At 62.1% G+C, this 12,833-nt stretch carries 8 protein-coding genes; 7 read left to right on the forward strand and 1 reads right to left on the reverse strand.

Annotation, left to right across the window (positions count from 1 at the left end; translation table 11 throughout):
• Positions 1-53: 53 nt before the first annotated feature.
• On the reverse strand, positions 54-2,654 hold the full coding sequence (locus ACYQ6J_RS05600) for an efflux RND transporter permease subunit (protein ID WP_460183213.1): 2,601 nt from the start codon (positions 2,652-2,654) through the stop codon (positions 54-56).
• A gap of 690 nt (positions 2,655-3,344) precedes the next feature.
• Here ACYQ6J_RS05600 and ACYQ6J_RS05605 point away from each other — a divergent pair.
• The 7 genes from ACYQ6J_RS05605 to nrfD all read left to right on the forward strand — a co-directional run bounded on the left by ACYQ6J_RS05605 (position 3,345) and on the right by nrfD (position 12,752).
• On the forward strand, positions 3,345-3,815 hold the full coding sequence (locus ACYQ6J_RS05605; RefSeq protein WP_460183214.1) for a hypothetical protein: 471 nt from the start codon (positions 3,345-3,347) through the stop codon (positions 3,813-3,815).
• A gap of 166 nt (positions 3,816-3,981) precedes the next feature.
• Positions 3,982-4,335: an aspartate 1-decarboxylase gene (gene panD, locus ACYQ6J_RS05610; protein WP_460183215.1), complete on the forward strand. Its 354-nt coding sequence runs from the start codon at positions 3,982-3,984 to the stop codon at positions 4,333-4,335.
• A 269-nt stretch (positions 4,336-4,604) separates the two neighbouring features.
• Positions 4,605-5,609: an aldo/keto reductase gene (locus ACYQ6J_RS05615; RefSeq protein WP_460183216.1), complete on the forward strand. Its 1,005-nt coding sequence runs from the start codon at positions 4,605-4,607 to the stop codon at positions 5,607-5,609.
• A 205-nt stretch (positions 5,610-5,814) separates the two neighbouring features.
• A complete protein-coding gene (locus ACYQ6J_RS05620; RefSeq protein ID WP_460183217.1) occupies positions 5,815-6,684 on the forward strand; it encodes an aldo/keto reductase in 870 nt (289 codons plus the stop codon).
• A 717-nt stretch (positions 6,685-7,401) separates the two neighbouring features.
• The gene (locus ACYQ6J_RS05625) at positions 7,402-8,058 is read left to right on the forward strand and encodes a cytochrome c3 family protein (RefSeq protein WP_460183218.1); all 657 of its coding nucleotides are present in this window, start codon (positions 7,402-7,404) and stop codon (positions 8,056-8,058) included.
• Positions 8,046-11,192: a TAT-variant-translocated molybdopterin oxidoreductase gene (locus tag ACYQ6J_RS05630; protein WP_460183219.1), complete on the forward strand. Its 3,147-nt coding sequence runs from the start codon at positions 8,046-8,048 to the stop codon at positions 11,190-11,192. Before ACYQ6J_RS05625 ends, ACYQ6J_RS05630 begins: the two co-directional genes overlap by 13 nt.
• A 99-nt stretch (positions 11,193-11,291) precedes the next feature.
• Positions 11,292-12,752, forward strand: coding sequence for an NrfD/PsrC family molybdoenzyme membrane anchor subunit (gene nrfD / locus ACYQ6J_RS05635; protein ID WP_460183220.1), 1,461 nt, complete (start codon positions 11,292-11,294; stop codon positions 12,750-12,752).
• The last annotated feature ends 81 nt before the right edge of the window (positions 12,753-12,833 follow it).

Here is a 12,833-nt window from a genome sequence, read left to right on the forward strand (position 1 = left end):
CTCCGGCGGGTTCGGCGGGCTGATTTCGAAACGAATCGGCGCGGGCGTCCGCTTCAGCGCGGTCGGCGCGGGCGACCGTTCTTACGACCGCGGTGCGGGGCATCGGAGCGAAGCACTCGCCCGCGGCGCTTCGATTCGGCCAGCGTCAGATGGGGGCCTGCGTGCTCCTCCACCGTCACCCCCACCGGCACCTCCTCGCCGAGCAAATCGTCGATCAGAGTGGTGCGGGCGACCGTGCGCCGGTCTGCCGGTTGCTCGGTCCCCAAATGCGGCTCCGGCGGGGGGCTGCGATCCGCGTCCTCCCCGTGCTTGGCCCGTTTCTTCGCCGCGGCCTTGGCACCGCTTCGCCAGAAGAAATTGGCCAGCGGACTGGCCAGCAGCGCCGGTAACAGAACAAGGTTGCTGAACGAAGAGACGGTGAGCATGGCGAACATCAGATAGCCGAAACGTTGGGTGGGGACGAACGAACTCAGAGCGAAGGCCGACAGTCCCAGGCCGATGACTCCCCAGCTTTGATAGATCGCCTGCGCGCAGTCTTGGTAGGCGAACATGATGGATTGCCGGCGATTCATGCCGCGCTCTTGTCCGTGGCGGCACCACAACATGAAGTGGATGGCGTCATCGACGGTCACACCCAGCGCCACGGCGGGCGTCATCACCGTCCCCACATCCACGACCACGCCGAACCAACCCATCGCGCCGAAGACCACGGCGATGGGGAACACGCTGGAGAAACCCAAGAGGATTCCCGACGACCAATCGCGCATCAACAGCATCATGGCCACGCCGATGAGGATGATGTCGCCCGCGAAACCGGTGAGCAGGCCGTTGAGGAGCGAGTGCTGGGCCTTGTAAACCAGGGGGACCAGACCCGTATATTCGGCCCGCAACCCTTCCGCGCCCTGTTCGCGGTATTGGGCTAAGATCGGCTCGACGACGCGGCGGATGTCGGCCACGAAGTCGCCGTAATCCAAGTCGGTCAAGGCTTGGACGCGAGCGCTGACGCGCCACAGTTCCTCGTTGCCCTCCGTTTGCCAGTAGTCTTTCAATTCCTCGCGGTGCCGCTGGAGTTGGACGATCCAGGTCCGCCGTTCGACCATGCCGGGCCGATTGGGGATGGCCCGCACGAACGTCGGCACGGCTACGGCGCTACCGACGTCGGGCAAACGATCGATGGCCGCCTGCACCGTGCGGACGAGCTTCATCTGTTCCAGCAAGTCCAGGTTGCAGCGCTGCTTGTCGATGCGGAGCACGACCTCCATGGGGACGAGCGGTCCCAGTTTTTCCTCCAGCCAGGCGTAATCTCGGATGATGTCGGCCTCCGGCGAGAACAGCTTCATGAGCTTCACGGAGGTCCGAATCTTCGTGGCGCCGTAGACTCCCAGGGCCATGAGCACGAGGCAACCCGCGATGACCCAGCGGTGGCGACTGAGTATCCAGTTGCCGACGTAGCTCCACCCGCTCCAGCGTCCCGGATCGAAGAAGGACGATTTCCGAGGCTTGATGAGCGAGCGGATGGGAAACTCTTGCAACAGGGACGGCATGTAAAGGCAGAGGAAGATGAAGCTCAGCACCACACCCACCGCGGAGAAGACGCCGAACTGCTTGACCGGAACGAGTTCACTGACGGAGAGCGAGGCCAAGCCGAAGGCCGTCGTCCCGGTGGCCAGGAAGAGCGGCAGCCAAGCCCCGCGAACGGCGCCGTCCGGGGCGCCGACCGCCGGATCGATCAGACCCGCCGCCGATTGATTGCGCAGCGTGTCCCGATAGTAGTTGGCCATGTGAATGGCGCCGGAAACCGCGGCGACGTACACCAAGGCGGGCATGGTCAGCAAAATGGCGTTCATGTCGTTGCCGCTGAGCCAAACTGCAACCATGCTCAGCCCGGCGCTAAAGATGCCGGTGGTGAAGACCATCGCCGTCAGCATCCAACTTCGCAGGCACCACCAAGACACGACCAGGCCGACCACGCCGCAGACGATCGCCAGTCGGACCAGAGACCGCTGTCCTTCCACGTCGATGGCCACGTTATCCACGGGCGGACCGCCCAGATGCAAATCTTGAGGCTTGATGTCGCAGACTTGCAAAGCCGTCTGGTGGATGTGGTCGATCACGGCGTGCATGAACTTCTTGGTGGGATTGCCCTTGAAGTGGCGATCCCAGCGTTCCTCCGCCTTCGGATCGATCGTCATGACCAAACAGGTTTGCCGCCCGTCCATCCCCACCAGAAAGCCCCGGAGGCGGTCGATAGCCTGCTCGCGGGTCAGCCCTTGGTCCTCTTGGAGTTGACGGACTACGTCCGCCCCGCTGATGACGCTCTTGAAAAAGCGGCAGGGGTCGTCGGGGGACGCGTCGGGCGACGGTCGAAGACGCCGGGTCAATAGCTCCAGTTTGGGACTGTCCAGCGTGCAGCCTTCCCAACTGGCCAGGATGAAAAGGTCGCTTTCGAACCGCTGACGATACCAGTCGAAAGTGGCGGTTTCCTCGTACTCGGCGGGCAACCACGACTTGACGTCGTTCTTGTTGCTCATCAAACTGCGTTCCGTGCCCAAGTACATGAAGGGCGTAAGGAACGCAACGACGCAAAGAATGGGGAGACTGTATCGGGCAAAGAAACCGGGCTTCGCCGACACACCCGAGTGAAGATCCGACATCGAAATTACTACCTTGGCCTGTCGATTCCGCTCGGACGTCCTGTCCTGACGGATTCTGCTAATAGGCGCGTTTTCGAGACCGGGACTCCCTTCCGCGGATCGAAAAGATGATCAAGTTCCGTACAATGGCGCCCCTTCGTCCTCGTTGGCATGATGATTCACCTGCGTGCCCGAGGAAGCGACGACTACTTACCAACCGGATGCGCCGCGCGACGCACCGTGTTTCGAGTCCTTGTTGCTCGCTCCCCTGGGCGATTGGTAGCGCGGCACGGCGAGGTCTTTTGTTCCATTCGGCTTCCCTCTGTCGGAAAGTACGGCATCGCGGTTGTGGGCGGTATTTTCCGCAATCCCGGAAAAGCACAAGTCCAGGTCGATACGACAGCCACTTTCAGGCCGGCGCCGCGCCGCCCGACTGCGTTCGGTCAGCGAGCGATCCCGCGGCCGAAGCGAGGCCCCGAGTCGCACCGATTCCATGCCTTATTTCGCCGTCCCTTTCGATTCCATATCCAATTCTAATTGCGAGGGTCTCGCAGCGAATTCGTTTTCCGAGAAACCTTCATTGGACCGGACTACCGTCGGGATGTCACCCCCCAAATATTGTGGTTCGGCCTAGTATCGGCTCTATTACGGGAAGGAATCGGGGTTTTGGGGAGGGGCAATGGCGATTTATGTCACCTCGCGGAGGAGCCGATGGGCTACTCGAGGACTCAATGGGGAAGATGGTACCTACTGATTCCGTTTCCCGCCGTGCTGATTACCGTGATCGAAGCGATTGCGCCGGGCCCACCCCTTCCCTGGTGGGTCTACACCATCACCACCGGAATAATGGCCGCGGCGATCCTGTCGTTTTGCTCCCTGACCATCCGCGACGAGGGTGATGTCCTGCGAATCCGTTTTGGGCCCATCCCGCTGCTGCGAATGAGGATTCGCTACGCAGATATCGTGTCGGCGGAACCTGACAGGACAAGCTTCCTGGATGGTTGGGGACTGCACTATAACGCGTTCAAGGGAACGATCGTCAACGTCTGGGGCTACGATTGCGTCCGCATTCAAACGAAACGGCGTGTCTACTGGATCGGAACGGACGACCCGGAAGGATTGTGCGGGTGGATTCGGCAAAAGGCGGCCGATCTTTCCCGACATTCGACGCCGACCGTGTGAGACCTTCTTAGGCGGCAACGTTCGACCTACAATAAAAAGAGGTTTGCGAGGAGCGGTTCGCGGTCGCCGGTTTTCACTTCCGCAAGACTCAACGCCTTGCGGGCGGCGTGATTGCTACCCTCGCAATGGCGTGTCTAAGTCGGCTTTCCGGTGAGGGGGTTCCCACGTGCAACGGTACATGCTGAAATCGAAGATCCATCGGGCCGTCTTGACGGGCACCGAGTTGGACTACGAAGGCAGCATCGCCATCGACCGGCTTTTGATGGAGGCGGCCGATCTTCTGCCGGGCGAACAAGTGCACGTTCTCAACATCAACAACGGCGCTCGTCTGGTGACGTACGTGATCGAGGCCGAGGCCGGTTCCGGGACGATCATGCTGAACGGGGCGGCGGCGCGATTGGGCTGCAAGGGCGATCTGGTCATCATTCTGTCGTATGCCTCCATGTCGGACGACGAGGCCCGGTCCTATCGCCCGAAGGTCGTCAAAGTGGACGGCGAGAACCGTCTGCTCGCTCATTAGTCTCTCGTTCTTGGCCGGCGGCGGTTTGCCGGTCCATTCGCCGATCGGCATCTCGTGAGTTGCCCGACGCGATCGGTCGTCCGCCGGTCCTGGTGTGCGCCCGCGCGGGCTTCGAGTTCGGCGGCGTCTCTCGGCGCCCCCGCTCCCAAGGCCGATTTGCCGTGTTGACAGCGGCGTTGCCGCCCCGACAATGAACGGAGTTCCGTCACTCCGGCGGGGCGCGACGGGCAAGGTCTTTCCTTCTTTCAGCGAGCAGGGAGTTTGGGAGCATGGAAACACGGTTCTTGGGAAATACGGGTTTGCGGGTTTCTTCGCTCTGCCTGGGTACGATGACGTTCGGCAAGAATCAGTTCGGCTTCGGCGATCTGGATCTGCCCGCCGTGAAGGAAATGGTCTTCGCCTCGCTCGACGCCGGGATCAATTTCATCGATACGGCCGATATTTACGCCTTTGGAGAATCAGAGGACCTGCTGGGCCAGGCCTTGCAGGGAGTGCGGAAGGACGTCGTCGTCGCGACCAAGGTCCGTTTTCGCATGAGCGACAAGCCGAACGAGATCGGGGCCTCGCGGCACCACATCCTGAACTCCGTCGATGCCAGCTTGAAACGCCTCCGCACCGATTACATCGACCTTTATCAAATCCACATATGGGATCCGGTTACACCCTTGGAAGAGACCTTGCGGACCTTGGACGATTTGGTGCGATCGGGCAAGGTCCGGTATATCGGAGCGTCCAACTTCGCGGCCTGGCAGTTGATGAAGGCTCTTTGGGTCTCGGACGGGAATGGCTGGGTTCGTTTCGAATCCTTGCAACCGCTGTACAACCTGGCGTTTCGTGATCTGGAAACCGAATTGGTACCTCTGTGCCTGGATCAAAAACTGGCGATCCTGCCGTGGAGTCCCTTGGCGTTCGGCTATCTGTCGGGCAAATACGATCGGAACCGGCCCCGACCGGCCAGTTCGCGGATCGACGGTCCGCTAGCCCAATTCCTGCCCGCCGATTGGGACCGCATCTACAACATTGTGGACGAGCTGAAGGCGATCGCTTCGGACCACGGAGTGACGCCCGCCGCGATCGCCTTGGCCTGGTTGCTGCATAAGCCCGGCGTGACCTCCGTGATTTTGGGCGTCCGCACGATGGAGCAACTGAAGCAAAACCTGGCGGCGGCCGAGGTCAAGCTATCGGCGGGGGAAATGGGGCGATTGGACGCCGTGAGCGCCTTGCCCAAGCCGTATCCGCAATGGATTATCGAACAGTACGGTTGCGACCGCTGAAGGCCCGGCGGGCTTAGGCGGTTCGGTCGAATAGCGGTTAGGCATGCGGATTCGCGGGAACTTACCGCTTGTGCCCGTTTGCAGTCGCACCGGACAAAAAACGCATGTTTTTCGCCAACCGCGGCGATACAATCCAGACAGTCCGCGGCGGTGGTCTCGCGGTCGATTTGCCCGGCGATTTCGAACTTTTTCCAGGGAGTTTGTCATGAGCTTGGTATCCCGACGAACGTTCTTGGCCGGAGCGGCGGCAAGCGGTTTTGCCGCCCTGGGTTGGCGGGCGGGCGCCTGGGCGCACCCGCATCAACCGACCTTGAAAAGCGGTGCCGACCTGGTGACGGTGGGGCGAACCGGCATCAAGACTTCGGTGCTCGGTATCGGAACCGGTACCGTCGGCGGCAGTGAACAGCGGGCGATGGGTACCGACAAGTTCACCGCCATGGTCCGTGCCGCATTGGAGCGGGGTGTCCGGTACATCGACACCGCCGATAACTACCAGACCCATGTCTTCGTGCAAATCGCCCTTCAGGGCGTGCCGCGGGATCAGTACTTCATCCAGACCAAGACCCGGGCGCAGACGGCCGAAGTGGCCCGGGCCGACATCGCACGATTCCGCCGGGAACTACGCGTGGACTACATCGACAGCGTGTTGATGCACTGCATGACCACCGGCGATTGGCCCACCAAGATGCGTCCCGTGATGGACGTGCTCTACGAAGAGAAGGAAAAGGGCCGCATCAAGGCGATCGGCGTCTCGTGCCATGGCTGGGACCCGCTCGCCGCATCGGTGGAAACCGATTGGTGCGACGTGCAACTCGTGCGGATCAACCCCTTCGGTCTGAAAATGGACGGCAAACCGGAGGATGTCGCCGCCGCCGTGAAAAAGATGCACGACGCCGGTCGCGGCATCATCGGCATGAAAATCTTCGGCGAGAGCGGCCTCGATTCCCGCGAACAGCGACTCCAGTCGCTCAAGTGGGTGCTCGGCTTGGGTTGCGTGGACTGCTTCACGATCGGATTCAGCAAGATCGAGCAGATCGACGAGACTCTGGAGTTGATCGCCGAGGCCCTGGCGTAGCTCTCTCGCTCATCCGCGGCGGGATCCGCGACCGCGACCGGGACCACGCTGCCACGCGACGCGGGGGCGACGGTCTCGGCAGCGCCGGCGGGCGGCGGTATGCCATGCGGCACCGGATCCTCGTTTTCGCTTGCAGATTTCCAAAATGTCCAAACGGGTACGGACCGCCCGACGGGGACGGGAAAGGGCTTCAATAGAGTTTCTCCGTCGGGATTTTTCCGGCGATTTTTCGTCGGGCGGAGTCCTGCGGGAAATTCGCTATCGTTTGTGCGGCCGGAAAAGAAGCAGGGGATTTTTGCAGAACGTTTCCGATCAGGGCGGCGGATTCCGATGGGGCGGATGAGAGGGCTGGCTGGCGGAACATGCCTTTGTCGCAAAGTCATCGCGGCGGGCGGCACCCTACAATTGCAAATCATAAAAGACAGTTCATAATAACGAATTCTAGTTCGCTTGTGCCGGACGGATTGCGGCGGGCTGTTTTGCCCCGGCGGGTGGGACGTTCGTTTTTCCTTGGGGTAGGTTTTCGCAGTTCCGCCTTGGCGTCGTTTTCCGACCGAGCGTTCGGCGGGAGCCAAACGCACCTTCCGCGGTGCCGATGCGAGTCTCGCACGGAGGGGGGAGTGACGTCCGGCTTTGTCGTAACAGCTTGAAATCTCCCGGCGCAAACCTTGAGCTTGGACGCCGGCATTCGAACCCGATCGTTCATCTGCTTGCGATATGCAAAAACCGATCTTGCCACCGTGGGTCGATCAGGCTCGCCCGATCTTCGGCGCGATTCTGTTGCTGACGCCGATTTACGTCTTGGGTGTGGCTTGGTTTGCGGCGGACCCTCAGACCATCGACGTGGGCTACGCGCCCGCTCAGCCCGTGCCGTTCTCTCACGCCCTGCACGCCGGCGAATTGGGATTGGATTGCCGTTATTGTCACACCACCGTGGAAAAGGCGGCGCACGCGGCCATACCCTCGACCGAAATCTGCATGAACTGCCATACCGGGATCGCACCGGACAGTCCGAAACTGGCGGCGGTGCGGGAGAGTTACGCAAGCGGCAAGCCCGTCCCCTGGGTCCGCGTTCACGATTTACCGGACTTCGTGTACTTCGACCACAGCGCCCACGTCAATCGGGGCGTCAGTTGCGTGGAGTGCCACGATCGGGTCGATCGTATGGAACGCGTGTTCCAGTCGAAGACGCTTCGCATGGGCTGGTGTCTGGAGTGTCACCGCAACCCGGACCCGCACTTGCGACCGCAAGACCAAATCACCAATTTGGGCTGGCAGGCCGATTCGCCTGAGGAACAGCTCCGCATTGGACAAGAGATTCGTCGCCGGAATAACATCCAACCGTCCACCGATTGTTCGACATGTCATCGCTAGAACGCACGAACCCCGAAAATACCGGCCTGACCTCGCGTCGCGGTCCGTACTGGCGGACCTTGGAGGAACTAGCCGATACGCCCCGGTTCCGCGAGATGCTCGCGAAGGAGTTCCCGCACGGCATCGAGCTAAAGGGACTGCACCGGCGGCGCTGGTTGCAACTCATGGGCGCGTCGCTGGCCTTGGCCGGTCTCGGCGGTTGCCGCTGGGAAAAAGAGGAGATCGCCCCCTTCGTCCATCGGCCCGTCGGTCGCATCCCCGGCAAGGCGGAACGCTATGCCACGGCCATGGATTTGGCGGGCACGCCCCTCGGTCTGGTCGCCACCTGCGTGGACGGTCGCCCGATCAAGCTGGAGGGCAATCCCGTCCACCCGATGAGTTTGGGAGGGACCGACGTCTTCGCTCAGGCGGCGGTGCTGGAGTTGTACGATCCGGATCGAGGCGAGGACGTCGTTCGCCGCGACGGCAAGCAGCGCGAGATCGCCTCGTGGGACGCCTTCGGCGGCGCCCTGGCCCGGTTCGTGCAGTCCGCACCGGATGGGCGTGGGCTGGCGATTCTGGCGGAGGCGAGTTCTTCGCCCACGCTGGCCCGACTGCGACGCTCCGTCAGTGTCGCATTGCCCGGCCTGCAATGGTTCGAATACGAGCCTTGGAGCGACGACAACGTCCGACTGGGCACCCAGGCCGCTTTCGGACGGCCTTTGCGACCGGCCTACCGATTGGACCAGGCACGGGTGATTGTGGCCCTGGACGCCGACCTTTTTGGCGAGATGCCGGGATCCGTGCGTTGGACGCGCGAGTTCGCCTCGACGCGCGACGGCGATCCCGAACGTATGAGCCGACTTTACGCGGTCGAGTCGCATCACACCGTTACCGGGGCATCCGCCGATCACCGTTTGCCGCTGTCACCGCCGGAAATCGCGCTGTTCGCGGCGGGGTTGGAGACGGCCTTGAAGCGATTGGCGGCGGGAGAAAACCTCGCAGAATCGCAAGGGATACAAGCGGACGCAAACGGCGCCAAGTCGGACCCGGTCCGCTTTCTGGTCGTGGCGGCGCTCGATCTTTGGGAGGCCGGTTCGCATGGCCTTGTTGTCGTGGGGCCCGGATTGCCCCCCGAGGTCCATGCCGCCGCGGCGCGGATCAACGACTTGCTGAAGAACCGGGGAACGACGTTGCTCTACTATCCCGCCCTGGATCCTGAGCGACCGACGCACGTGCAGGCCCTTCGCAATTTGGCGGACGCCGTAGCGGCGGGCGATGTCCGCGGGCTATTGATCCTGGGCGGCAACCCCGCCTACGATGCCCCGGCCGACGTGCCGATGGCGGAGCTTTTGCCCAAACTGGAGTTTTCCGCTCACCTGAGTCTGTACGAAAACGAAACCTCGCGTCGTTGCGGTTGGTACCTGCCGCAGGCGCATTTCCTCGAAGCTTGGGGAGACACGCTGGCCTGGGACGGTACCTACGCCGTGGTCCAACCGACCATCGAACCGCTCCGCAACGGAAAATCGGCCCTGGAAATCCTCGCGATGGTCGGCAAGCTCGAAGGGGCTCCGATGCAGTGGGTACGGGAGACCTTCGCCGAACGGACAAGCGGCGAGGGAGCGGACGCCGAATCGCTTTGGGCGGCGACCCTGCAACGCGGTTGCCATTCGCCGTCGGCGGATCAGGCGGCGGCGGACCCGGTCGCGGCGGCGGAAACGAACGACGATGCCCTTGCGGTCTTCGCGGCTTCCGTCCGCGGGACGAGTTCCGATGCGTCGCAAGTCGCCGGGCTGACCCTCGTCTTCCGCCGCGACGCTTCCGTCCACAACGGCAGGTTCGCCAATAGCGGTTGGTTGCAGGAGTTTCCGGACCCCATGACGCGATGGACGTGGGGTAATCCGCTGGTGATGGGCGTCGGCACGGCCCGGCGCTTGGGTTGCCGGGACGGGCGGCTTGTGCAATTAGACGTCGACGGTCGCTCCGTGGAGTTGCCGGTTTGCGTCCTGCCGGGCGTGGCGGAGAACACGGCGGTCGTGTTTTTGGGTTACGGTCGCGAGGCGGCGGGCCACGTGGGCGGTCTGGTCGATCAAGGGATTCCGCCCGTCGGCGTCAACGTTCATCCTCTGCGAGATTCCGCGAATTGGTTCGTTCGCCGGAACGTGCCCTTCAAGGTCCTCAAGCAGGAAGTGCCGGTCCCCTGCGTGCAGGACCATCACCTGATCGACACTGTCGGATTGGCTTCGCGGACGGAACGCTTGGGCGAATTGGTCCGCGAGGTGACGTTGAAGCGGCTCAACGATCCGGAAGCCCACTACTCGGCCGAGCACGAGGTCCACCATCCCCCGCTGGAGTCGTTGTGGACGGAACCGAGCCACGACGGGCACCGATGGGGTCTGTCAGTGGATCTTTCCAAGTGCGTGGGTTGCGGGGCGTGCGTGGTGGCGTGTCAGGCCGAGAATAATATCCCCGTCGTCGGCAAGGAGCGCGTCCTTCAAAGCCGGGAAATGCATTGGATTCGCGTGGATCGTTATTTCCGCGGGGACGAAGAGAATCCGCAATCCGTCCATCAGCCCGTCATGTGCCAGCAGTGCGAGCTGGCCCCTTGCGAGCAAGTGTGTCCCGTGGCCGCTACGGTGCACAGCAAAGAAGGGCTGAACGACATGGTCTATAACCGTTGCGTGGGGACGCGTTATTGCGCCAACAACTGTCCCTACAAGGTGCGGCGGTTCAATTACTTCTACTATCACCACCGGGTCGAGGAACCGGAAAACCGGCTTTTGCAGTTGGTCTTCAATCCGGAGGTGACGGTTCGCAGTCGGGGCGTGATGGAAAAATGCACCTACTGCGTGCAGCGGATTCAAAACGCGAAGATCACGGCCCGCAATGAAGGCCGGGCGATTGCGGACGGCGAAATCCGCACGGCGTGCCAGCAGGCCTGCCCCGCCCAAGCGATCGTTTTCGGCGATTTGGCGGACGAGCAGTCGGCGGTCAGTCGCGAACACGCCTCGGCCCGAGCTTACGGAATGCTGGCCGAGTTGAACGTGAAGCCGCGGACCAAGTATTTGGCTCGGGTTCGCAACCCGCACCCCCTGTTGGCGGCGGAACGCGAATCCGCGGACGGCGGGGACGAAGGGCACGGCGGCCATGCGTGAGTTCGTGCCGAGCGACTTTCCCGCCGACGGGAGTCTTCGGCCGTGAAACGCGATTGGGGGAGTGAGGTCGTTTAGTCGAACGCGGAACGAAACATCGCGATGAGCGCTACCACCGTCACATTGGAAGACAACACGTTTACCGATCCTCGGCGCCGCGCACCTTTGGTCCTGGGGGCGGCCGATTTCGCGACCGTCACGGATCGGGTGGCCGGCCTCGTGGAGCGACCGCGTCCGCCTCTGGGTTGGTACATCGGCTTCGCCGTGGCCTTCGTCTGGATGCTCGTGTTCTTCGGCCTGGTCGGTTACCTGTTCATGACGGGCGTCGGCGTTTGGGGGAACAACAGCCCCGTCTTCTGGGGTTTTCCCATCGTCAACTTCGTCTTTTGGGTCGGGATCGGTCACGCCGGCACGCTGATTTCCGCCATCTTGTTCCTCTTCCGCCAGCATTGGCGGACCAGCATCAACCGCTTCGCGGAGGCGATGACGATCTTCGCCGTCGCCTGTGCGGGTATCTTTCCGGCAATCCACGTGGGCCGCGTGTGGTTGGTGTACTGGTTGTTCCCGTATCCCAACCCGATGGGCATGTGGCCCAACTTCCGCAGCCCTCTACTGTGGGACGTGTTCGCCGTGAGCACCTACGCCACGGTGTCGGTGCTGTTTTGGTACTTGGGGATGATCCCCGACTTGGCGACGCTGCGGGATCGCGCGGTGACGCCGGTGCGGCGACTGCTATACGGTCTATTCTCCTTGGGGTGGACCGGTTCGGCCCGAAACTGGCACGTTTACGAACGGGCGTATCTGTTTCTGGCGGCGTTGGCGACGCCCCTGGTCTTGAGCGTGCACTCCGTGGTGAGCTTCGATTTCGCGGTTTCGCAGGTGCCGGGTTGGCACACGACGATCTTCCCGCCGTACTTCGTCGCGGGAGCCATCTTCAGCGGATTCGCCATGGTGGTGACGCTCATGGTGCCCGCCAGGGCCTTCTTCGGACTGAAGGAACTGGTCACGATCCGCCACTTGGACAACATGAACAAGATCATCTTGGCCACCGGTTGCATGGTGGGGTACGCCTACGCGGTGGAGTTTTTCACGGCTTGGTACAGCGGAAGCCGCTATGAGATGTTCGCCTTCATCAACCGTGCTCTCGGTCCTTACGCTTGGGCCTATTGGACGATGGTCGGCTGCAATGTGCTGGTTCCGCAGTTGCTGTGGTTCAAGTATTTCCGCACCACGCCTTGGGCCATGTGGATCATCGCGGTCCTTGTAAACGTGGGTATGTGGTTCGAGCGATTCGTGATCATCGTCACGTCTCTGACGCGGGATTACCTCCCGTCCAGTTGGGGCATGTTCATGCCGACCTGGGTGGATTTGTGTATGTTGGCCGGAAGCTTCGGCCTGTTCTTCACCCTGTTCTTGTTGTTCTGTCGCTACCTGCCCATGGTCGCCATGGCGGAAGTGAAGGGCGTCTTGCCGCAGGCCAAGGTGCATCATCACGGGGAGCACGGTGCGGCGGGGGCGACCGTCGACGAAACCTTTGCAACCGAAGGTGCTCGCCGGGCATGAAGCCCGGCGTCGACGAACGCACGGCGGGGCCGAACCTGATTTTGAGAACCTGAAAATACCATCGCACAAACGACGATTTGA

The sequence above is a fragment of the Thermopirellula anaerolimosa genome (assembly GCF_054657335.1).

Coding starts and splice junctions, on each gene's coding strand:
- ACYQ6J_RS05600 (WP_460183213.1), bottom strand. CDS start 2,654: ATGTCGGATCTTCACTCGGGTGTGTCGGCGAAGCCCGGTTTCTTTGCC.
- ACYQ6J_RS05605 (WP_460183214.1), top strand. CDS start 3,345: ATGGGCTACTCGAGGACTCAATGGGGAAGATGGTACCTACTGATTCCG.
- ACYQ6J_RS05615 (WP_460183216.1), top strand. CDS start 4,605: ATGGAAACACGGTTCTTGGGAAATACGGGTTTGCGGGTTTCTTCGCTC.
- ACYQ6J_RS05620 (WP_460183217.1), top strand. CDS start 5,815: ATGAGCTTGGTATCCCGACGAACGTTCTTGGCCGGAGCGGCGGCAAGC.
- ACYQ6J_RS05625 (WP_460183218.1), top strand. CDS start 7,402: ATGCAAAAACCGATCTTGCCACCGTGGGTCGATCAGGCTCGCCCGATC.
- ACYQ6J_RS05630 (WP_460183219.1), top strand. CDS start 8,046: ATGTCATCGCTAGAACGCACGAACCCCGAAAATACCGGCCTGACCTCG.
- nrfD (WP_460183220.1), top strand. CDS start 11,292: ATGAGCGCTACCACCGTCACATTGGAAGACAACACGTTTACCGATCCT.